The 20,592-nt window shown below is 69.1% G+C and carries 20 protein-coding genes and 1 pseudogene; 10 read left to right on the forward strand and 11 right to left on the reverse strand.

Features of this window, described 5'->3' with window-relative positions; genetic code table 11:
- Nucleotides 1-8: 8 nt before the first annotated feature.
- Nucleotides 9-1,112 carry a hypothetical protein gene (locus ABH920_RS37275; RefSeq protein WP_370353984.1) on the forward strand — a complete coding sequence of 368 codons (1,104 nt, stop codon included), beginning with the start codon at nt 9-11 and terminating at the stop codon, nt 1,110-1,112.
- A gap of 47 nt (nt 1,113-1,159) precedes the next feature.
- On the opposite strand, the gene ABH920_RS37280 is transcribed toward ABH920_RS37275, so the two are convergent.
- The 4 genes from ABH920_RS37280 to ABH920_RS37295 form a co-directional block, all read right to left on the reverse strand.
- Complete coding sequence (locus ABH920_RS37280; RefSeq protein ID WP_370353985.1) at nt 1,160-2,545, reverse strand: amidase; 1,386 nt, start codon at nt 2,543-2,545, stop codon at nt 1,160-1,162.
- A 33-nt stretch (nt 2,546-2,578) separates the two neighbouring features.
- On the reverse strand, nt 2,579-4,027 hold the full coding sequence (locus tag ABH920_RS37285; RefSeq protein ID WP_370353986.1) for an MFS transporter: 1,449 nt from the start codon (nt 4,025-4,027) through the stop codon (nt 2,579-2,581).
- Between the two features lie 78 nt (nt 4,028-4,105).
- On the reverse strand, nt 4,106-4,693 hold the full coding sequence (locus ABH920_RS37290) for a TetR/AcrR family transcriptional regulator (RefSeq protein WP_370353987.1): 588 nt from the start codon (nt 4,691-4,693) through the stop codon (nt 4,106-4,108).
- A gap of 37 nt (nt 4,694-4,730) precedes the next feature.
- Nucleotides 4,731-5,147, reverse strand: a complete 417-nt coding sequence (locus ABH920_RS37295; protein WP_370353988.1) for a MerR family transcriptional regulator — start codon at nt 5,145-5,147, stop codon at nt 4,731-4,733.
- 91 nt (nt 5,148-5,238) lie between these two features.
- Here ABH920_RS37295 and ABH920_RS37300 point away from each other — a divergent pair, with 91 nt between their 5' ends.
- Entirely contained in the window at nt 5,239-5,898 is a 660-nt protein-coding gene (locus tag ABH920_RS37300; protein WP_370353989.1) for an SDR family NAD(P)-dependent oxidoreductase, read from the forward strand.
- Nucleotides 5,899-5,959: 61 nt separating this feature from the next.
- The gene (locus ABH920_RS37305) at nt 5,960-6,403 is read left to right on the forward strand and encodes a pyridoxamine 5'-phosphate oxidase family protein (RefSeq protein WP_370353990.1); all 444 of its coding nucleotides are present in this window, start codon (nt 5,960-5,962) and stop codon (nt 6,401-6,403) included.
- A gap of 58 nt (nt 6,404-6,461) precedes the next feature.
- On the opposite strand, the gene ABH920_RS37310 is transcribed toward ABH920_RS37305, so the two are convergent.
- Nucleotides 6,462-7,358: a LysR substrate-binding domain-containing protein gene (locus ABH920_RS37310; RefSeq protein ID WP_370353991.1), complete on the reverse strand. Its 897-nt coding sequence runs from the start codon at nt 7,356-7,358 to the stop codon at nt 6,462-6,464.
- 103 nt (nt 7,359-7,461) lie between these two features.
- Between ABH920_RS37310 and ABH920_RS37315 the strand changes: the two genes are divergently transcribed.
- The 4 genes and pseudogenes from ABH920_RS37315 to ABH920_RS37330 all read left to right on the forward strand — a co-directional run.
- Nucleotides 7,462-8,025, forward strand: a complete 564-nt coding sequence (locus ABH920_RS37315) for a UbiX family flavin prenyltransferase (protein ID WP_370353992.1) — start codon at nt 7,462-7,464, stop codon at nt 8,023-8,025.
- 1 nt (nt 8,026) lies between these two features.
- The gene (locus tag ABH920_RS37320; protein WP_370353993.1) at nt 8,027-9,526 is read left to right on the forward strand and encodes a UbiD family decarboxylase; all 1,500 of its coding nucleotides are present in this window, start codon (nt 8,027-8,029) and stop codon (nt 9,524-9,526) included.
- Nucleotides 9,527-9,535: 9 nt separating this feature from the next.
- On the forward strand, nt 9,536-10,381 hold the full coding sequence (locus ABH920_RS37325; RefSeq protein WP_370353994.1) for a dihydroxyacetone kinase subunit DhaK: 846 nt from the start codon (nt 9,536-9,538) through the stop codon (nt 10,379-10,381).
- Nucleotides 10,378-10,563 (forward strand): annotated as a pseudogene (locus tag ABH920_RS37330) (DAK2 domain-containing protein); the annotation flags it as partial. The gene ABH920_RS37325 and the pseudogene ABH920_RS37330, both read left to right, overlap by 4 nt.
- 173 nt (nt 10,564-10,736) lie before the next feature.
- Here the strand turns inward: ABH920_RS37330 and ABH920_RS37335 are convergent.
- On the reverse strand, nt 10,737-13,058 hold the full coding sequence (locus ABH920_RS37335; RefSeq protein WP_370353995.1) for a tetratricopeptide repeat protein: 2,322 nt from the start codon (nt 13,056-13,058) through the stop codon (nt 10,737-10,739).
- A 249-nt stretch (nt 13,059-13,307) separates the two neighbouring features.
- Between ABH920_RS37335 and ABH920_RS37340 the strand changes: the two genes are divergently transcribed.
- Entirely contained in the window at nt 13,308-14,147 is an 840-nt protein-coding gene (locus tag ABH920_RS37340) for a PIG-L family deacetylase (protein ID WP_370353996.1), read from the forward strand.
- 234 nt (nt 14,148-14,381) lie between these two features.
- Here the strand turns inward: ABH920_RS37340 and ABH920_RS37345 are convergent, their stop codons facing one another.
- Nucleotides 14,382-14,987 carry a dihydrofolate reductase family protein gene (locus ABH920_RS37345; protein ID WP_370353997.1) on the reverse strand — a complete coding sequence of 202 codons (606 nt, stop codon included), beginning with the start codon at nt 14,985-14,987 and terminating at the stop codon, nt 14,382-14,384.
- Between the two features lie 84 nt (nt 14,988-15,071).
- Here ABH920_RS37345 and ABH920_RS37350 point away from each other — a divergent pair, with 84 nt between their 5' ends.
- Nucleotides 15,072-15,557, forward strand: coding sequence for a hypothetical protein (locus ABH920_RS37350; RefSeq protein ID WP_370353998.1), 486 nt, complete (start codon nt 15,072-15,074; stop codon nt 15,555-15,557).
- A gap of 71 nt (nt 15,558-15,628) precedes the next feature.
- On the opposite strand, the gene ABH920_RS37355 is transcribed toward ABH920_RS37350, so the two are convergent.
- A complete protein-coding gene (locus ABH920_RS37355) occupies nt 15,629-16,537 on the reverse strand; it encodes an LLM class flavin-dependent oxidoreductase (protein ID WP_370353999.1) in 909 nt (302 codons plus the stop codon).
- Between the two features lie 525 nt (nt 16,538-17,062).
- On the opposite strand from ABH920_RS37355, the gene ABH920_RS37360 reads away from it, so the two are divergent.
- Nucleotides 17,063-17,590 (forward strand): hypothetical protein, encoded by a 528-nt coding sequence (locus ABH920_RS37360; RefSeq protein WP_370354000.1) that lies wholly within the window; start codon nt 17,063-17,065, stop codon nt 17,588-17,590.
- A gap of 170 nt (nt 17,591-17,760) precedes the next feature.
- Here ABH920_RS37360 and ABH920_RS37365 read toward each other — a convergent pair whose 3' ends face one another.
- From ABH920_RS37365 to ABH920_RS37375, 3 genes are all read right to left on the reverse strand, one after another.
- The gene (locus tag ABH920_RS37365) at nt 17,761-18,795 is read right to left on the reverse strand and encodes an SMI1/KNR4 family protein (protein WP_370354001.1); all 1,035 of its coding nucleotides are present in this window, start codon (nt 18,793-18,795) and stop codon (nt 17,761-17,763) included.
- Between the two features lie 15 nt (nt 18,796-18,810).
- A complete protein-coding gene (locus ABH920_RS37370) occupies nt 18,811-19,533 on the reverse strand; it encodes a hypothetical protein (protein ID WP_370354002.1) in 723 nt (240 codons plus the stop codon).
- Between the two features lie 693 nt (nt 19,534-20,226).
- On the reverse strand, nt 20,227-20,592 hold a 366-nt coding region (locus ABH920_RS37375; RefSeq protein ID WP_370354003.1), incomplete at its 5' end, for a hypothetical protein.

Genomic DNA, 20,592 nt, shown 5'->3' on the forward strand with positions numbered 1-20,592 from the left:
ATGCGGCGATGGGATCGAAACGCCCGACGAGGCCGACGGACCCGACCGGAGAGCCGGACCCCGCCGCCGGCGAACCCGCCAGCGAACCCGTCGCCGAGCTGGTCGTCGAGCTGGTCGACGACGACGCGGCGCTGCCCGGTGACGGCCCGCGCGTCGCGGCCGCCGATCGCGAGACCATCGGCCTCGACGGCCGGCGGCCCTGGCATATCAGGCGTCTGCCTCGCGGCGTGCGCATCGCCGGGGCGCTGGCCGCCGTGGCCGCCCTGACGGTCGTCGCATGGCCCACGCCACGGAGCCACCACCCGACTCCGAGCCCGCAGCCGACGTCCGTCGCGGGGAACGCCGACCTCACCATGGTCCGCATCACCGGGACGACGCTGACGTCCGACAGCGGCGCCGGCAACGCCGTCCTGGGACTGGAGCTGGCCAACGGGGCCACATCCCCGCTGGACATCGTGACCGCGGACGTCTTCGACGCCACAGGCACCCGCATCGGCACCACCTCGACGTGGCCACCCGGAACGATCGCCGCGGACAGCGCACGGTCCCTGCCGATGACGCTGCCGTTCGAGTGCGACTCCATAGCCGTCCTGCCGCTCACGATCCGCTACAGCGTCGGCGCCCCGCAGGACCCGACCATGCGCCACAGCTACGACGTGCCCCTCGCCGGCGCCGTCTGGGACCGTTTCTCCCACGATCAAGCCGCACACTGCCGATCCGGGACGAACGACGTGTACGTGGTCTCCGTCGACACCACCCAACGTCCCCACCCCGTGGGCACCGGCCTCGGTTTCGACCTCACCTTCGCCTTCGCAACCGCCGGTGAGTCATCGTGGAGCGTGGACGGCATCATCGCCCAGTCCCGGGAGATCACCGTCACCAGCCCCGACACACCCCTGGCCCTGACCCCCGGCCGCACCGGCACCGCGACGATCCACGTGGCCTTCTCCAGCTGCACCGCGCCCCGAACCTGGACAGCGGACTGGGGCCTTTTCCGGTTCGCCGCCCGCTCCACGGCCGCCGGCGCCTCTGCCGCGAGCGACGAGTCCTTCATGAAGACCATGCAGCCGACGGTGTTAGCCACCATGGTGCAGAAGGCGTGCTCGGCCTGATCGGCGGGGCCGTCGGGGCCGTCCGATCTGTCACCGGCGGCCCGGGCTCACATCGGGTGGCGCTCGGTCCAGTCGGTGGCCCGCTGGTAGGCGTCGCCGGCCCTGATCAGCAGAGGTTCGTCCAGGTGCCTGGCAACCAGCTGGAACGAGAGCGGCAAACCCTTGTCGGTGAACCCGGCCGGGAGAGTGATGGTCGGGCTGCCGGACATGTCGAAGGGGGTGGCGAACCGGATGAAGTGGGCGAGTCCTTCGGCGGTGGAGAACTCCTCGGCTTCGTCGGCCAAGGTGAAGTCGGCGCGCGGCTGCGTCGGGATCACCAGCAGATCGATGTCGCGGAAGAGCGTGGCGAGCGCGCCGGTGAAGGCGAGGCGTTCGTAGTGCCACTGCATCAAGTCCATCGCCTGCACCGCGCGTCCGGCTTCGAGGGTTTCGGCGAGCCTGCCGTATCGCGCGGCGTCGGCGGGATAGGTGGCTTCATGCGCGATCGCGGCCTCGACGGCGCAGATCGAGCCCCAGTGGGCGACGACTCCGCTGTAGTCCGGCAGCGATACCTCTCGCAGCGTGGCGCCCAGGTTCTCCAAGACCCGAGCGGCGTCGCGTACCGCGTCGACGACAGCGGGATCGCAGCCGGTCTCGTTGTAGCGGGTGTCGATGCCGATCCGGACGCCGGCGATCCCGCTCCCGAGCCCGTCGAGGTAGTCCGGCACCACGGCGGTGAGGGCCGTGGGGTCGAGCGGGTCGGGACCCGCGATGACACCGAGCAGCGCGCCGGCGTCGGCGGCGGCCCGTGTCAGGGTTCCGACATGGTCCAGGCTTTCCGCGAGCGGGGTCATCCCGTGCCGACTCACCCTGCCCCACGTCGGCTTGAGGCCGGTGAGCCCGGTCGCTGCCGCCGGGAAGCGGATCGAGCCCCCGGTGTCGCTGCCGAGAGCGCCGAAGCACAGCCCGGCAGCCGTCGCGACGCCCGAACCGCTTGAGGACGCGCCGGCGTAGTAGTCGGTGTTCCACGGGTTGTTCGGCGAGGTGATGTCCGGGTGGTGATGCGCGAGCGCGCCTTCGGTCAGCTGCAGCTTGCCGAGCAGTACGGATCCCGCGTCGGCGAGGCGCGCGACCACGGTGGCGTCGGCCTCCGGTACGCGCTCGGCGTGCAGTGGCATGCCGGATGCGGTCACGATGCCGCCGGTGTCGAAGATGTCTTTGACCGCAATGGGAATTCCGTGCAGGGGACCGCGGTAATGGCCCGCGAGGATCTCCTTTTCCGCGCGGGCCGCCTGGGCCAGTGCGAGTTCTGCGGTGACAGTCGCATAAGAGTGCAGCTGGGGGTCCACCAGCGCGATCCGGTCAAGCATCATGTGGGTCAGCTCCACGGGGGAGATCTGGCGCGTTCGGATCGCTTCTGCGGTTTCGATGAGCGTGTCGTAGTGGATGTCCATAGACGTTTCCCTGTCTGGGCGAAAGCGGGGTAATCAGCGACTGGCTGAAGGCGACCTGCGCGCCGGCAGGTTGCGCCAGGCGACGACGATCGCGGCGAGGCAGGCGATCGCGGCCAGGGCCACAGCCGCGGACGGGCCCGCGGAATGGTCTGCGGAATGGTCCGCGGAGGAGATCGCGCCGAGCAGCGCGACGCCGAGCACACCGCCGGTCTGCCGAGCGGCGTTGAGGGAGCTGGACGCCGCGTTCCGGTGCTCGGCACCGGAGTACGACATCACCGCGAGCGTCTGGGCCACAGCCGTCACACCGAGGCCCAGGGCGAATATGACGAACCCGGCGGCGATCGCTATGTACGGAGCCTTACCAGGGACGAGGGCGAGAACCACCAGACCGGTTCCGGACAACGCCATTCCGATGCACAGCCCTGTCCGCGGCCCGCGTCGAGCCACAAAGGCGCCACCGCCGAGAAGGCTGACGGCGATCGCGGTCAGCGTCACGGGAAGGAAGGCCGCACCGGTGCGCATGGCGGAGTAGTGCCGGGTGCTTTGGAAGACGAAGGTGTAGACGAGGAGCATGCCGTAGAGCGTGAAGTTGTAGACCGCGCCGCTGAACAGCCCTGCGAGGACCGGGCGGGCAGAAAGGATGCTCGGCGGCAGCAGCACCTCGTCCCCGTGCCGGCCGCGCCTTCGCTGCACACTGACAAAGGCCACGAGTACTGCCGTGCCGACGAGAAGCGGGCCCAATACCGTGACGGATCCCCAGCCGGTGAGGCTCGTCTCGACGAATCCGTAGACGATCGCCGCCAGGCCGATCACCGCGAGCAGTTGCCCGGACAGGTCGAACGGGACCGTCCTCTTGGGCGCCTCCGCGACGTACCGGCGAACCAGGAATCCGGTGATCGCCACGACGGGCACGTTGAGCAGGAAGACGCTGCGCCAGCCGAGGCTGTCCACCAGCAGGCCGCTGAGAAGCGGGCCGACGGTGAATCCGATCCCTCCCACGCTCACCCACACCGACACGGCCCTGGCCCGGGCGGCCGGCTCGGTGTACTTGTGGGCGATCAGCGCCAGCGGAGCAGGGGCCAGCAGCGCGGCGCCCAGGCCCTGAAGGGCGCGGAAGGCGATCAGCTCGTCCGCTCGGGCGGCCAGGCTGCACAGCACCGATGCGACGGCGAAGACCGCCAGTCCGATCAGATAGCTCCTGCGCGCCCCGATGCGGTCTCCGATGCGGCCGCACGTGAGCAGCAGCACAGCGAGCACGAGGGTGTAGGCGTCCACGACCCACAACCCCGCGGCCGCATCGGCATGCATCCGTGTCCTGACGACCGGCAGGGCCACGTTCATCACGTTGGCTTCCATCACGATCAACGCGGTGCCGAGACAGAGCCCGAAAAGGCCCGCGTCCCAGGCGTGGGCCCGGGTCCTGGGCCGGACGTCCGACGGGGGGACAGGCGGTTCGGTGGTCAGACAGGACTGAGACGACACGACGCTCCTCAGCAAGAAGTGGTCCGGCGGCGGGCATGCCGATCGGCCCGGTACTACCGGGGCTGATCGGTCCGGGTGCTACCGGCCTTCGTGAGTGGCGAGCCGCAACAGCTCCAGTGCGCCCTGAACGGCGCGGTCGAAAGGAACGACCGAACCTTCTGCCCGGGCGAGCGTGTATCCGCCCTGGATCACCGCCGAGAGCGCGTAGGAGATTCCGGCCGCGTCCAGGTCGTCCCGGAACTCGCCGCCGGCCTTGCCCTCCTCGATCGCCGCGACCAGACATTCGTGCAGCACGACGAAGGTCTCCCGCACCGGTTCGCGCAGTGTGGCGTCGCCGGCGATCTCCGGATCCGCCGCCAGCCGCCCGATCGGGCATCCGCGCAGGGCGTCGCGCTCCTTCAGCAGGTAGGCGGCGATCCGGTCGTATGCCGGCCCCTCGCCGGAGAGGATTCGGCGCACCTGATCCTGCATCTCGCTCGCCGCGCGTTCCTCCGCGGCGAGCACCAGATCCGGCTTGCCGTCGAAGTGGTGGTACATGCTGCCCTGCCCGACCCCGGCCGCCTTCCAGATCGCGGTCGGGCTGGTGCCGACGTAGCCGCGGTCCCACAGCAGCTGGCGGGTTCCTTCGATCAGGCGGTCGCGGGCGTCGCTGGTTCCTCCGGTCATGAACCCAACATACATACTAGTTTGTATGTCAGCAAGGCTAGGGGTTCGGAGTCCTCGTCGAGGCATTGTGCAGCGCCACGTGCCGACCGGCATCGCCCAGCTCAGGCGGTGCGGCGGCCAGAATGCCGTCGATCGCCTCCTTCGAGCGCTCCAGCTGCGCGATGGACGCCGCCTGCCGATCCTGCTCGCCGGTCAGGTGGGTGAGCATCTCCAGGCAGGTCGGCACCAGCCGGCCGGCCTGGTATTCGGTGCACGGCAGCACGATCCGGATCGTCGCCGTGTTCAGCCCGGCCGCGAGCAGTGCCCGGATGATCTCGACGCGCGGTACGTCGGACTCCTCGAACGTGCGGTGGCCCGCTCCGGTACGTCGCGGCGTGAGCAGCCCGCGCTCCTCGTAGTAGCGCAGCAGTCGTTGCGCGACCCCGGTGCGGTCCGCGAGTTCCCCGATCTGCACGTGTGACCTCCGTCACCTAGCCTTGAACTTCACATGGATGTCAGGTCCTAACGTCGAGCCACGCAACACGAGGCGAGATGAGGAGATTCCCATGGCAGGAGCAGTCGTTGTCGGTGCGGGTCCGGGGCTCGGGGCCGCGGTGGCGCGGCGGTTCGCCCGCGAGGACATGCCGGTCGCACTGGTCGCGCGCAGCCCTCGCGTCCTGGACCTGGCCGACTCGCTGACCGGCGAGGGTCTCAAAGCCCTGCCACTGCAGGCCGACAGCACCGACGAGTCGGCCCTGCGCGCCGCCCTCGACGCGGCCGTGGCCGCGTACGGCGTTCCCGACGTGCTCGTCTACAACGCGGCGATCATCCGCCAGGACCGCCCCGGCGAACTGGACATCGCGCAGCACCAGCAAGCGTGGACGGTGAACGTGCTCGGCGCCCTGCAGAGCGCGGCCCACATCGCGCCGGAGATGGCACGGCAGGGCCACGGCACGATCCTGCTCACCGGCGGCATGCCGCGACCGGACGCCCGGTACACGAGCCTGTCGCTGGGCAAGGCGGGCGTACGTGCCCTGACTCAGCTCCTCGACGAGGAGTACGGGCCCGCGGGCGTGCACGTCGCGACCGTCACCGTCGACTGCCACATGGTCGCGGGCACGGACTCCGATCCCGCCCTGGTCGCCGAGCACTACTGGACCCTGCACCAGCAGCCGCGCGGACAGTGGCAGAGCGAGATCGTGCACGTCGGCTCGACGCAGGTCTAGGCGATCCGTGTCGGCGCCGTTCTCCCGCCCTGATACCCACCGTCGTCGTTAGGCTCCAGACGTGACAGAACTCGCAGACTTCGCCCGGGTGGCCGCCGGCGACCACGGCCTGTGCATCGCCTCCACGCTGCGGGCGGACCAGACGATCCACTCCTCCCTCGTCAACGCCGGGGTGCTGGCCCACCCCACGCTCGGCCACGACGTGGCCGCGTACGTGGCGATCGGCGGCAGCAGGAAGCTGACTCACCTGCGCGCCAGGCCGCACGCCACCCTCACCGCCCGCACCGGCTGGGAGTGGGCGACCGTCGACGGAACCGCCGAGCTCATCGGCCCGGACGACCCCTACGCCGGCATCGACGGCGAAGCCCTCCGACTCCTCCTGCGCGCCATCTTCACCGCGGCCGGCGGCACCCACGACGACTGGCCGACCTACGACCGCGTCATGCTCGAAGAGCGGCGCACCGCCGTCCTGATCACCCCGGGCCGCGTGTACTCCAACTCCTGACAGGGCGATCACGCGAACGTCGAACGCGGTATCAGACTTCGTGCATACCCCGCGACGTCTAGCACCAGCTGCGGCGCCGCGCGAGATCCCGCGCGGCGCCGATCAGCACCGCGAGCGCGGCGGAGTCGTTGTCCCGCCGCCACACCAGCTGTAGGTCGAGCGTGGGCAGTTCGTCGCTGATCGCGACGGACGCGGTGCCGATCGGTCCACGGCCGGCCACGCTCGCCGGCACCAGCGCGAAGCTGCGCTTGTCGCTCAGGTCGAGGTGGCCCAGGCCGTGGACCGGACTCTCCCAGTATTCGAAACGCTCTCCGGTCCCTTCCAAGGCCTTCATCATGAAGTCGTGGCGGCCGGGCGCCAGGCGCCGTGCCGGATGGCACAGCCGTTGTCCGGCGAACTCCCGCAACGCGACCTCGCCGCGCTCGGCCAGGGGATGGCTTTCACAGACCACTGCGACAAGTCGTTCCGCACGTAGCAGCTCGCGTAGATAGGTCGGGCGCTCGGGGATATCGCGCGAGAGTACGAGGTCGTATTCGCCGGCCGAAAGACCCGCGTCCAGGTCCGGGCTCCAGCCTTCGTGGACGTCGACCGTGACGCCGGGACAGCACCGCGCCATCGCGGCTACCAGCTGCGGCACGGTGTCGAAGACCGCCGAGTGGATGTAGCCGACGCGCACAGAGCCGACCTCGCCGCGCGCCGCCGACACGGTCTGCTCGATCATCCGGTCGGTCTCGGCGAGGATCCTGCGCGCCGAGGCGACGAACACCTGTCCCGCCTCGGTCAGGTGAACGGCCGGTCGCCGCTGGAAGAGCGTCACGCCCAGCTCGCGCTCCAGGTCGCGAATCTGCCGGCTCAACGGCGGCTGCGCCATCATCAGCCGCTCCGCCGCGCGCTGGAACCCGCCCTCGTCGGCCACGGCGATCACGTAGCGCATGAGACGGAGATCGATCGCCATACCCGGAGGGTATCCCGAGGTGCTGTAACCGGTCTTGGACCGGGCGCGGCGCCCCGGATGACACTGGGCTCGGTGATCAGGCCGTGGACAGGGAGGTGACGCGATGGAACCGGCTCGGCTCGTCGTGGGGATCAGCGGGGCGACCGGGATCGCGTACGGCGTGCGGCTGCTCGAACTGGCGCGGAAGGCAGGGGTCGAGACGCACCTGGTGGTCACCCCCGCCGGGCAGCAGACCCGCGCTTACGAGATCGACCTGTCGGCCCGCGACCTGGCGGCCATGGCAGACGTCTCCTACCGTCCGGCGGACATCGGTGCGGCGATCGCCTCCGGATCGTTCCGGACCGCCGGGATGGTCGTGGCGCCGTGCTCCATCAGGACCCTGTCGGCCATCGCCTACTCCAACGGCGACAACCTGCTCACCCGCGCCGCGGACGTGACGCTGAAGGAACGGCGCCGCCTGGTGCTGCTGGTCCGCGAGACGCCGCTGACGCTCGGGCACCTGCGGGCGATGACCGCCGTGACGGAGTCCGGGGGCGTCGTCATGCCGCCGGTTCCGGCCTTCTACCTGCGGCCCGAGAGCGTGGACGACATCGTCGAGCACACGGTCGGGCGGGCTCTGGACCTGTTCGGGATCGACGTGCCCGACCTGCCCCGATGGGGCGGATGACATGAGAGGAACACCGGTGAAGCACCTGCGCAGCCTGCGCGAGTTCATATCCGAGCTGGAAGACGTCGGCGAGGTTCGGTCGATCGACGCCGAGGTGGACTGGAACCTGGAGATCGGGGCGGTGATCCGCCGCTCCTACGATCTGCGGGCCCCGGCTCCGTTGTTCACGAACATCACGGGATATCAGGGGACTGGTTTCCGTGTTCTCGGCGCGCCGGGCGGTCTGTCCGGCACGGCGCATCCCCTGGCCCGGATCGCGCTGTCGCTCGGGCTTTCCGCCGACGCCGGCGGCCAGGAGATCATCGAGACGGTCGTCGCCGCGCGGGACAAGCCGGGGATCCCGCCGGTCGTCGTGGACCGGGATTCGGCGCCGTGCAAGCAGAACGTGATGCTCGGCGACGACGTCGACCTGTTCCGCTTCCCGACGCCGCTGATCCACGGCAACGACGGCGGCCGCTACCTCCAGACGTACGGCATGAACATCGCCAGGACCCCGGACGGATCGTGGACCAACTGGTCGATCAACCGGATGATGATCCACGACGCGAAGACCCTGGCCTGCCTGATCCCGGCGCCGCAGCACCTGGGCGTCATCCGCGCGCAGTGGGCCGAGCGCGGCGAGCCGATGCCGGTCGCGCTGGCCCTCGGCGTCGAGCCGGGGCTGCCGTTCGTCGGCGCCTACCCGCTGCCCGAGGGCGCCGACGAGGCGCACTTCCTCGGCGCGCTGTTCGGCGAGGGTGTCGAGGTCGTGCCGGCCGAGACCGTCGACCTGATGGTGCCGGCCACCGCCGAGATCGTCGTCGAGGGCTTCATCGCCTTCGACGAGACGGTGATGGAGGGCCCGATGAACGAGTACCCCGGCTACAACGCCACCGACCGCTCGCCCAAGCCGGTCTTCCACGTCACCGCGATCACCCACCGGGACGACGCGATCCTCCCGGTCGTCGCCGCCGGCCCGCCGGTGGAGGAGGACCACACCCTGTCCGGCACGATGCACGCCGCCGAGATCCTCCACAAACTCCGCGCAGCCGGCCTCCCCGTGTCCTCGACCTGGTTCTCCTACGAATCCGCCATGCACTGGCTGATCATCGCCCTGCGCTCGGACTGGCACGAAACCACCGCGACCCCCTCCGCCGACCTCGCCCGCAAGATCGGCGAAGTGGCCTTCGAAGGCAAGGCCGGCTACGGCGCCCCCAAGATCCTCCTGGTCGAGGACGACATCGACATCACGGACGTCGACGACGTCGTCTGGGCCTTCGCCACCCGCGCCCACCCGGAACACGGCGAGGTCCACTTCCCGGCCGAGCCGCACGTGCAGCTGTCGGTCTACCTGTCGGAGGCCGAGGCGCACTCCTACCGGGCCGGAAAGGTGCTGTACAACTGCCTCCTCGCGGACCTCTTCCCGAACGGCGACCGCCCGGTCAAGGGCAGCTTCGCCAACGGATGGCCGCAGGACGTTCAGCAGCGGGTGCTCGACCGCTGGCGGGAGTACGGGTACTAGCGACGATGTGTGATTCCTTCGTGGCGCGAGAACAAGGACACCGCCACCGGACGGCGCGGCACGGCGGCGACGGTGGTCGTGGAGAAGCTGCTCGGGGCCCTGGCCGACCGCGGAGCCAAGCTCGACGAGCTCGCCGCGGTCGGCGCCGAGGTCGTGGCGCGGTCACGCAGCCTGGCCGTCGCCGCCCGCGCCCAGACCTCGCCGGCCACCGGCCAGCCGGCCTTCGCCCTGGCCCCCGACACCTTGGAGTACGCAGTCGGGATCCACGGCGAGCGGGGCACGGGCATCATCGACCATCGGCCGGTGGAAGAACTCGTGGACCGGATGACCGGCGACCTGCTCGCGGCCCTGCCCACGTCGCACGACAGGGTGCTGGCCGTCGTCAACGGCCTGGGCGCCACCACCAGCTTGGAACTGCACGCCATCGCCTCTCTGCTGCACCGAACGCTAACGCTGACCACGCGCGGCATCCGGCCCCTGGCCGTCCTGCCCGGCACCTTCACGGCGGCCTTGGACATGGCCGGCTTCTCCATCACCCTCACCGCGATGAAGCCGGAGTCGACCGAACTCTGGACGGCCCCGACCGACACCCCGCTGGTGTTGCCCTCCCGCCCCCTGGCTGTGGGTGCCGCGACGGCTGCGGCGCCCAGGCCGGGGCCGTATCCGCGGTCGCCGGCGCGCCGCAGCACCCGGCCGACCAGGACGTCCTCGACGCCCTGTGGCAGCTCACCGACCAGGTCCACGACAACCTCACCATCCTCGACCAACTCGTCGGCGACGGCGACTTCGGCGACAACCTGCTCGGCGGAGTACAGAAGGCGCGCACGCCCAACGTATCGGGGACCGACGGCATGACAGCCCTGGCCGACGACCGCGCCCCCGGCCCCCGCGCCGTCGCCGACGCAGCCACCTCCGGTCTCGCGGCCATCCACCGCGTCGGCGGAGCCGAAGTCGGCGACTGCACCCTCGTGGATGCACTGGCCCCCGCCGCCCGGACCCTGGACGACCTCGCCAACGCGGCGTCGGCGGTCGACAGCCCCCTCACCGCCGCCGCCGGCGCCGCGATCAAAGGCGCCCTGAGCACGGCGGCACTCGGGTCTACGAGCCGACCACGGCCGCAATCCTGCCGGACCTGTGTCTTCCTAACGGTTATCGCTCCAGGCCGACGATTCGCCGGTGACTTGCCGGCGACTGGCCGACCTGGAGCCTGCTACATGGGATACCGCAGCGGCGACGCGTCGAGTCGGCTGCGAAACCGCTCGGCTTCGGCTTGCGGCAGGTCGTCGAACACGGCCAGCGCCTGCCTGTGGAACTCCTCGGCCTCCGGCACGCGACCCTGGAAGTGCAGTGCTCGTGCGATGCCGTTGAGGTCGTCGGCGTGGACGTACCGGTTCCCCAGATCGTGCATCATGAACGCCGACTCCTCGAAGGCGGTGATGGCTTCGGCATGGCGATCGAGGGCGAGATAGGTGAAGCCGAGGTTGTGCAGCAGCATCCCGATGAACATCTGATCGTTGTGAGCCCGAGCCTCCTCGATGGCGGCGACGACATAGGCGACCGCTTCGCCCGGTCGGCCCAGCTCGTGAAGGCAGGTCGCGACGGTGTTGAAGGCGCTCATGCTGCGGGCCGCGAGCCGCACTTCAACGTGGTCGCGCAGCGACAAGGCCTGGAGGCCGACCTCCAGGCCGCGCTCGTGATCGCCGAGTCCCGTGTGCGCCAAGGCAATGGTGTTCAGCGCCCGTTGTTCGTTCACCAGGTCATGGTGTTCGCGGGCCAGAGCCAGCGCCGCTTCGAGGGGGACGAGCGCCTCGTCCGATCTGTCGTCCAAGAAGAGCATGTGGCCGAGCCATCGCTGCACCTGCATCTCAGCCTTCGGCTCAGCAGACCGCCGCGCGTGGGGCAGGGCGGCTCGAAGCAGCCGTTCGGGCTCTCGCCAGCTGCGGCCGATCTCCTCGATCCGGGCCATCACCAATGCCAGGTTGACGACCATGTGGTCGTGTCCCGACCGGGTGGCCTCCGAGAAGGCTCGCAGCAGGTTCGGCCGTTCGCGTTCGAACCAGGAGAGTGCCTGTTTGTTGTCGCGGAACTGGACGTTGTGGCCCCTCGCGTCGTCGGTGGGGAACGGCAGCGGGTGATGGGCGTTCATCAGTCGGCCCACCTGGGACGCGGTCGCCACGTACCATTCGAGGACCGCGGCGACGGCCTCGAAACGTTCCTCGTCATCGAGCTCTGCCATGGCGCGTTCGGCCGCGTAGACGCGCAGCAGGTCGTGCAGCTCGTAACGATCCACGACCTTCTGCTGGATCAGCTTCTCGTCCTGCAGCAGCTCCAGGATCTGCTCGGCCTCGCCGAGGTCCAGGTCGGCCAGTGCGGTGATCGAGGCCGCGGTGAAGTCCGTCGCCGGATGGACGCCGAGCAGCCGGAACACTCGTCGGGCGGCCGCGGGCAGCCCCTGGTACGACAGGTCGAAGACGCAAGTCAGCCCTCTGCCGCCAGCCCCGATCTCGTCCAGCCGGTTGCCGAGCCGGTCGGCCAGGTACTGCAGAGTCCAGGCCGGTCGGGAGTGCAGCCGCGCCGCGGCGAGCGAGACGGCGAGCGGCAGGTTGCCGCACATGGCCGCGATCCTCGCCGCCGCCTCCGGTTCGGCGGCGACCCTCTCGGGGCCGACGACGCGGGCCAGCAACTCGACCGACTCCGCCGGGTCGAGCACGTCCAGGGTGATCGTGCGGGCGCCCTCCAGCGCGGCCAGACTGCGGCGGCTGGTGACCAGCACCAGACAGGTCGGTGAGGCCGGAAGCAGAGGCCTGATCTGGTCGGCGTCGGCAGCGTTGTCGAGCAGGAGCAGCGCCTGCCGTCCGTGCACGCGGTCGCGGAACATCGCCGCCCGCTCGTCGAGCCCCGCGGGCACATGCGCGGCTGGCACCTCCAGCTGGCGCAGGAACACGTCCAGCACCGCGGCGGGGTCGGCCGGTTCGTGGTCCGGATCGAAGCCGCGCAGGTTCGCGTACAACTGCGCGTCGGCGCATCGCCCGGCGCGCACCAGGCGATGAGCCGCGTGCAGGGCGAGCTGGGTCTTCCCGACGCCGGCCATCCCCTCGACCGCCGAGATCACAACGGTGCTCATGTCCTGGGCGGCCGCATCGGCCAAGAAGGCGAGTTCCTTCTCCCGCCCGATGAAGGTGGCCAGATCGACGGGCAACTGCCGCAGCACTCCGGTCGGCCCACCGGTCTTGGTGTCGCGGTACACCCGTAGATACGCCGAACGCCACCGCTCGGCGGCCGCCTCGTCCGCGTCGAGCACCCGCACGATGGCGGTGACCAGATCCAGATCGAGCCGCCGCCGCCAGGTCTGGAACACCGCCGCCACCGTGGAGTGCGAGACCACCCGCGGCGGCCGCATCAACGGCCCCACCCGCTTGGCCAGAGTCCGGACGGACGGCGACCCGGCCCACACGCGCAGCCGGCCCAACAGCTCGACGAACTCCGCCAGATCAGCGGCGTTCTCCGGATCAGGCTTGCTTCCCGCTCCCAAAAATCAGACCCCATCGTCGAAGGAACCGCCTCAAGAGGTGCTGGGGTGGAGACCGGATTCGCCGCTGGCCGCCCGCGGACCGCACGCTCTCCCGGCAGATTCTAACGAAGGCGACGGAACCAGCTCTGGTGCAGGAACAACGCGTGTCTTCAACGCTGCTGTGTCTGTTGGTACCGACGTCGCGCACGGCGGTTGTGTCGGTGCACCGCGGATGCGAACCGAACCCGATCCATACCGGAGGATGTCTCTATGGAGAATCGACCCTTGACCTTGATGGCGGTCCACGCCCACCCCGACGACGAGGCGACAGGTACCGGAGGGGTCTTGGCGCGGTACGCGGCCGAGGGCATCCGCACGGTCCTGGTCACCTGTACCGATGGCGGCTGTGGAGACGGACCGGGAGGTGTGAAGCCGGGCGAGCCCGGCCACGACCCGGTTGCGGTGGCTGCGCTCCGACGTGAGGAACTCAAAGCCAGCTGCGACGTCCTGAATATCACCCATCTGGAGATGTTGGATTATGCAGACTCCGGAATGATGGGCTGGGCGACCAATGACGCGCCCGAATCCTTCTGGCGGACACCCGTCGAGCAGAGCGCCGCGCGCCTGGCCGAGCTCATGCGGCACTACGAACCCGATGTGGTCGTGACCTACGACGAGAACGGCTTCTACGGTCACCCCGACCACATCCAGGCGAACCGTGTCACGGTGGCGGCGTTGGCGCTGACCGAACTGACGCCGAAGCTGTACTGGACGACGATGCCGCGGTCCGGAATGCAGAAGTTCATGGAGACGATGCGTGAGTTCGACCCGGCGTGGACCGAGCCGGATCCGACGGAGGCCGCGGAGCTGCCCGAGATCGGGCTCCCCGACGAGGAGATCACCACGTGGGTGGACGTCTCCGAGTTCGGAAGTCAGAAGTTCGACGCGCTGGCAGCGCACGCCAGCCAAGGCGAGAACATCTTCTTCCTGAAGATGGGCCAGGAGCGCTTCACGCAGCTGATGGGTGTGGAGACCTTCGTCCGGGTCCGGGACGGCGCCGGCACCGGCACGGACGTTCCCGAGAACGACTTGTTCGCCGGACTGCGCTGAGCCGGACTGCGCTAGGCCGGCTGGCCTGCAGTCCGAGCGGCGGGCGCGCAAGTTCGAGCTTCGGCGCCGGGCCCACGTTGGGGCCACCTCCGTCCGGGCGGTAGAGCGGCGCGCCCACCGGCCGGGTGTCGGAGCCGCCGGTATTCGCATCCTGAGTCTTACACCGCTCGTGCCGGTGAAAGGGCACGGCCGCGGCGCTGGGCAGCGCCGCGGCCGTGAGCGCGGTCAGCGCAGTCAGCCGACGCGGCGATACCGGACGTGGGTGGACAGCGGCGAATGGAGCGCCTCGACGGGTTCGAAGCCGAAGGTCTCGCTCCCGTCGAAGATGCGCTCGCCCGAACCGAGCAGGACCGGCGCGATGTCAAGGGTGAGCTCGTCGATGACTCCGGCGGCCAGCGCCTGTCGGACGGTCGAGGCCCCGCCGGTGATGTCCACGCCCTTGTCTCCGGCGGCCTCGAGCGCGGCGGCGTAGGCGGCGTCGAAGCCGTCGGTGACGAAGTAGAAGGTCGTCCCGCCCTTCATCTCGATCGGGTCCCGGCGGTGGTGGGTCAGCACGAACACCGGCGCGTGGTACGGCGGCTCGTCACCCCACCACCCGGTCCAGTCCGCATCCCACTCCCCGCGGATCGGACCGAACGTGTTCCGACCCATCACATGCGCGCCGCGCGGGCGCATGAGCCAGCCGTTGGCGACCTCGTCGGCGTCGGTGGCCCGCGGGTCACCGATGTGCCAGGCGTGCAGCTCCATCCCGCGCTTGCCCATCGGGCTGTCGCCGCTCTGGTCCGGCCCGGCGATGAAGCCGTCCAGCGAGATCGACATTTGGCATGTGGTGTCCGACACTACGAACCTCCTGAGTGATTGCGACTATGCAAGACAGAAGTCTTACATACGACGAGACCGATAATCGGCGCGCCGCGCCGCGCCGTGAAGGTGCCTGCGGACCTCGAAGACCATGCCGGAATCGCCAAGGTCGACCACGTCATGGCAGCGATGGAGAAGGCGCGCGGCGACTACCCGAAGGCGCCGGAGCATGTGCGGATCTCGCTCGTGCGGTCCGAGTCGGCGCCGGGCCGCGAGCGCGGTCGCGAACGCAGTGTCCTTACCCGCCCGCCACGGCGTACGTGGACGATCACCGGGGGCGGCGATCGTCCACGCCGAGCGCGCGGTCAGCGTGCACCGCCTGGCTCAGACACTGAGGTCCTTGGCTGCTACCGGCGCTTCTCCGAAGTGTGGAGGTGGCGGAAGATCGTCCGGGAGCGGGAAGCGATGTCCCAGGGCTCGGCGGCACGTAGGGCCTGGGAGACGGCGTTGATGCTCTTCGAGGAGGTGCAGTTGCCTGATGCCGATGAGATCAGGGAGAGCTTCTCGGGCGGTGGCGGCTTCGGGCGGCGGCAGCTGCTGACGGGATGAACAGGGTGACGGGCTGTCGGGCTGTCGGGCCGTAGGGCCGGCGGCGTAAGGCGTCGAGCGACCGTCCGACGCTAGTCGTTGTGCTTCGCGACCGCCTCACGCACCGCCGGGGCGATCTCCGCAGCCCAGCGTCCGAGCGAAACCTCGTCCGGAGCAGTCCACTCAGGCGTGAAGTACATGAAGCCAGCGGCATCGTATTCGAGCACTGCCATGGTCAGCTCCTCGACCCACTGGTCGACGGACCCGCCGAGCCACTCGCCATCCGCACCGCGCGTCGAGGCCAGCGGCTGGTCGGTGATCAGGCTGGGCAGGTTGAAGACCGTGCGGATCTCGCGCGGGTCGCGGCCCACGGACGCCGCCGCCTCGTCGATCACCGGACGGGAATCCCGATAGCGCGGACTGGCCCAGTCCGCGCCGTATCCGGGAATCCAGCCGTCGGCTATCCGACCGGTCACGGACAGGGACTTGGGGCCCACCGAACCGGTCCAGACCGCAGGCGCCGGGACGGGCGTCGGCTCGACCTCGCGCACCTGCGTGTAGCGACCGCTGTGCGTTACCGGCGGACCGCCGCCCGACAGCTTCCGCACCAGGACGATCGCCTCCTCGAGGGCATCCACCGCGGCGCCGCCCGACGGCGGCTGCACGCCCATGTCGGAGATCCGATCCCACACACCGCCCGCGCCCACACCGAACACGAAGCGGCCGCCCGAGAGCGCGGAGAGCGTCGTCACGGTCCGGGACAGCATCACCGGGGGCCGCACCGGCAGGCTGGTGACGTTCACGAACCCGGTCAGGCGCGCCGTCGCGCCAAGAACGAAACCGAGGGCGGCGTACGCGTCAAGGCGCTCGCCGAGGTACGGGTGGTCCGAGAGCGAGAAGACGTCCAGTCCCTCGCGCTCAGCCAGTTGCGCCAGGCGCAGTAGGTCCAGCGTTTCATCGAATGTGCTGAGCGCACCGAAGCCGAAAACGATCTCTTCCACGGGTCAGGTCCCGCCTTTCGTCGCGTCCGCAGGGACGGAGGTTGGAGTTCGTGCTGCGAACCGTATTGGCCCATGTGTGCGAACCGCAATAAAGGAGAACCCTGAGATACTGGTGTTGTGCTACAGGGTGTAGCTGTGCTGTCAGCAGGCAAGTCCCATGTCGACGAGCGTGGAATACAGGCCGCCGGCGCCGGCGATCGCCGGCCATGGACGAGCACGGGGCCGGGAGCCCGCGGCGCCCGTCGTGTCGGATGGCTGTCGCCAGGCCGGGCTCCAGGGACGTGGCCCGGAGGCCCAGGGGCACGCAGCTGCGTGAGGCGACCAGGTCGGCCCAGGACTTGCCGCAGATGTGGGCGTGGGCGATGGCCTCGCCGAGCAGCGACGGCGATCCGGGCATGAAGTGAAGTAGCGGGGAAGGCCGGCTTGATGCTCTCGCCTCGTATGACGGGCACGTTGCGGCTATCGCTCATTGCTGATAGTCGGCGAGTTGGACTCGCCTCGAGCGGTTCGAACATCATGGCCGCTGTGAACTTCGACGAAGCGGTGCCTGATCCTCCTGACCACGTGCATGACCGTTGGCGGAACCGCGAGGCCCCCGACGGAGACTTCATCGTGTACTCCGACGGCTCGCTGTCGGTCATGAGCCTGATGCGACTCCGTGCGCATGACAAGCGCCACGACCCGCGGTCGGAGGACTGGCACTGGTCGGAGATCCTGCGGGCCACTGCGTGGCGCGCCAGCGACTGGCTGGACGTCGACGGGACGATGGCCTCGTCCGGCCACGCCGGGTACCGTGCCCTCGCCGGGGAGTCGGCGAGCCACGGCAGCGTCGGCTGGGTCGCGCTGACGCTTGACGACGAGCAGCGCACGCTGCAGTGGCTGGCGGTGGCCTGCTCGTCCAACCCGTTCGCCGAAGTCACCCTTGACGAGGCCACGGTCACCGCCACCAGCACTCTGGGACGCGTCTGGGCTTTCCCGCGCGACGCCCCGCACCTGGTGGCGATCACCGTGGACCCGGCCTATCCATGGCCGCGCACTGCCGCGGAACGGTAGGGCTCTATCGCGGTCGATGGTAGGGGCAGGCGGCGAGGTGCGTTCAGGCTCGCCGTCGGCCCTGGGGGCGGACGTGACCGGGCGGACTCGACGAGCTTGAGTCCATAGCCAGCGCGGGCGACTCGGGAGGCGGCAGTCCGTGGGCTACGCCGCCGTCATGACAAGTACGGCTACCCGCCCTGGCAGGCCACAGTGGCAAGTTCGTCGAGCATCGCGGTGATGACGGCGTCGGCCAACCGATAGCCGTCGGCGGTCTCGACGATATGGCTTGACGCGATGCGGGACTCCCACCACTCTTCGAGGAAGCCGGGGCCGTACCCGCCGGTGGTGAAGCCGTACGGCTCGGACCCGAGACTGAAGACGATCATGAGCTCGTAGTCCGGTAGCGCGTAGGACCGCTCGTGCTGTGGAGGGGTCCTGAGGTACTGCTCGAAGGAGCCGACCCGGTTGAAGCTGGTGAACAGCCAGAACAGGTAGTCGTACATCAGCAGGGAGCGCGCGTCGGCGTGCAGGGCGAAGAACCCCTTGTCCTGCACGACGGCCTCCCCGAGCGACCGCAGACGGCGGTCGGCGTCGGGCAGAACGTCTGCAACCTCGCCGAAGGCACGCAGCAGGATCGGGGAGAAGCTGCCCTCCCGCACCGTGGCCAGCGCGTCGAGCCGATCCTGCTCGGAGGTGTCGTAGACGGACTCATCGACCAGGCCCATCACGAACGCCTCGAAGTTCTCCGCGACCGAGGTGATCGCGAAATCGTGCTCCTGATCGACGTGAACCACGGTCGGCTCGCCGTGCTTGCCGCACGCGCGATAGTCGAGGGCGAGCATGTCGTGGCCGGCCGAGGGTGTGTCCGCGAAATACACACCGATGTCGGGGTACTGCCACATCTCGATCCAGAACCGGCTGCCGAACTCACCCCCGAGCGATTGCGACCGGGTCCGTCCGATGCCCCGGATACCGGAGATCTCCAAGTAGCTTTCGGCCCAGTCGGTCGGCTCGGCCATGGGGAAGCAGACCCGGGTCGGAACGCCGCCGTTATGCGCGTTCATCAGCGCGATGTATGAGTCGGGCAGATGGTACCCGCCGAGTTCCTCCTCCAACGAGGCGATCAACTCCCGCGAGGGCGGCGCCTCTTCCACGTACTCCTTAAGCGCGTACGCCGAGTCGTCCCAGAAACCGGCGACGTCGAAGCCCTCGAAGTGTCCCACTGTGCCCTCCCGTATCTACCGGTCAGGCGATTGTAGATTCGGTGCCTGGCCGATGACGGCTCCAGGGGCGATCGGTGCGGCGTCAAGGCGGGCGGGCGCACTCCCCGGATCTTGCTGTACCTGGTCGAGCAGAAGGTCGACGGCAGCCTTTGCCTCCGACACGGGCGCACCAGTCGCCTTCCGCCAGGTGGTGATCGCCTGGATACGGTCGCCCGCCTGTGCGTGGGCGACGGCCAGCCTGGCATACAGCGGGTAGCCCGGCAGCCGAGCAGGAATCGGCCTTCCACGCGGCGCACCGTCGCGGCCGCTGGGGTCAACCGCATCGAACGAAGAGTGCAGATCACGGATCGGTGCTTGTCCCGCCGGCCCCGTGGTGCGTACCGCCACGAGTTCCCAGCGGAAGTCCGTCGGCTCGGACCATTCCTCGTCCAGCCCGATGCCCAACAGCCCTGGATCGTCGATCAGCTGGCAGACCCCGTAGAGGAGGTTGTGTTGCATCTCCCGCACCAGATCGGTCAAATCGTCCGGGTCCACGCCGCATGCCAGGATCCGCTGCAGCGCGGCCGCCCCCGTACCGGCGGCAACCCGGGCCTGCTGGTCGCCTCTGAGATCAATCCACGACGGACAACCATCGGAGTAGCTGTCCTCGTCGACGATCATGCTCCACAAAGTGGTCAGGAACGACTGGCGTGCACGTGTCGACCAGTCGTCAGGGTTGGACTCTTCGCGCTCCACCATCCGCCAACACTGTCAGACGAGAGAGCCCGGCAACCAGCGGACCCGAGGTGACAACCGGGGTCAGTCGCATCGACCCAGCGCCATGCATCCTTCGGCACTGGCGCCAGCTCGCACAGGATGTCGACGACGCCGGCCATTTCATCGCGGTGTGCCGCGTCTTCCGCGGAATAGAGAACCTCGGCGCGTGTCGGTTCGCTGACATGTGTGCATCATGTACATGCCGATGTCAGCCCCACGGGCAGGTGGGGTTGGACGGTGTGCCAGCTGGGCGAGTTCATACGCGGTGACGGGCCCACTTTGGGCCCACATCACGAGAACATGAGAGACCCTCAGACATATAGATGCACGTATCGCCCCATGTCAGCGGCTTGCCGACCTGGGGCGATACGAGGTGGTGCATATCTTTCAAACTGCGTCTCCGCAGGTCAAGCCACGTTCTAGATGTCGAAGTACTGGACATGAAAAGCTGTGACCTGCGGAAATGGTGCTTTCCGGGCTGACGGGCCCACTTCGGGCCCACATGTTGCGGAGGTTCGGCGTCCGCAGTCAACATCCACCGCACGCCGGAGCGCCTGCTGGCTACACCGTTGCGACGTCATGCCATGATCTCGGTGACCATGCTTCACCCATCTACAGACGTGGCGCAGACGTTGGCCGCCGGCAAGTCGGCAGCCAACGTCGGGCTTGGCGTCGCTACCAGCCGGTCACGGGCGAGTTCTTCACCGCAGTGAGGATCGCCGTGTTGATCTGCGCCTGGGTCGGGTTGCTGCCGGCTCCGGCGACGGCGGCTGCGATGTCGACGTAACCGCTGGCCGCGCCGGTGTTGCTGGACCCGCCGAACAGGATCTTCACGGTGCAGTTCGCGCCCTGGGTGGTGATGCAGGTGTTGAGGTTGTTCCTTTCGGTTTCCTGCGCCGCGGTGAGGCCGGGCGCGTCCGGGACGGTGGCGAGGTAGACGTCGACCGCGCGGGTGCCGTCGGGGTTGTAGTGGTTGGTGATTCCGTAGGGGGAGAGCGATGACACCAGGGTGTTGATGTTGGTTTCGATGGTGCTCGCGCT

Source organism: Catenulispora sp. EB89, assembly GCF_041261445.1.
In the GTDB taxonomy this organism is placed as follows: Bacteria; Actinomycetota; Actinomycetes; order Streptomycetales; family Catenulisporaceae; genus Catenulispora.

Bases quoted from the DNA above. Each gene is read 5' to 3' on its own strand.
- ABH920_RS37370 (WP_370354002.1), bottom strand. From the start codon at position 19,533: ATGGTGGAGCGCGAAGAGTCCAACCCTGACGACTGGTCGACACGTGCA.
- ABH920_RS37300 (WP_370353989.1), top strand. From the start codon at position 5,239: ATGGCAGGAGCAGTCGTTGTCGGTGCGGGTCCGGGGCTCGGGGCCGCG.
- ABH920_RS37310 (WP_370353991.1), bottom strand. From the start codon at position 7,358: ATGGCGATCGATCTCCGTCTCATGCGCTACGTGATCGCCGTGGCCGAC.
- ABH920_RS37340 (WP_370353996.1), top strand. From the start codon at position 13,308: ATGGAGAATCGACCCTTGACCTTGATGGCGGTCCACGCCCACCCCGAC.
- ABH920_RS37290 (WP_370353987.1), bottom strand. From the start codon at position 4,693: ATGACCGGAGGAACCAGCGACGCCCGCGACCGCCTGATCGAAGGAACC.
- ABH920_RS37320 (WP_370353993.1), top strand. From the start codon at position 8,027: ATGAGAGGAACACCGGTGAAGCACCTGCGCAGCCTGCGCGAGTTCATA.
- ABH920_RS37275 (WP_370353984.1), top strand. From the start codon at position 9: ATGGGATCGAAACGCCCGACGAGGCCGACGGACCCGACCGGAGAGCCG.
- ABH920_RS37280 (WP_370353985.1), bottom strand. From the start codon at position 2,545: ATGGACATCCACTACGACACGCTCATCGAAACCGCAGAAGCGATCCGA.
- ABH920_RS37315 (WP_370353992.1), top strand. From the start codon at position 7,462: ATGGAACCGGCTCGGCTCGTCGTGGGGATCAGCGGGGCGACCGGGATC.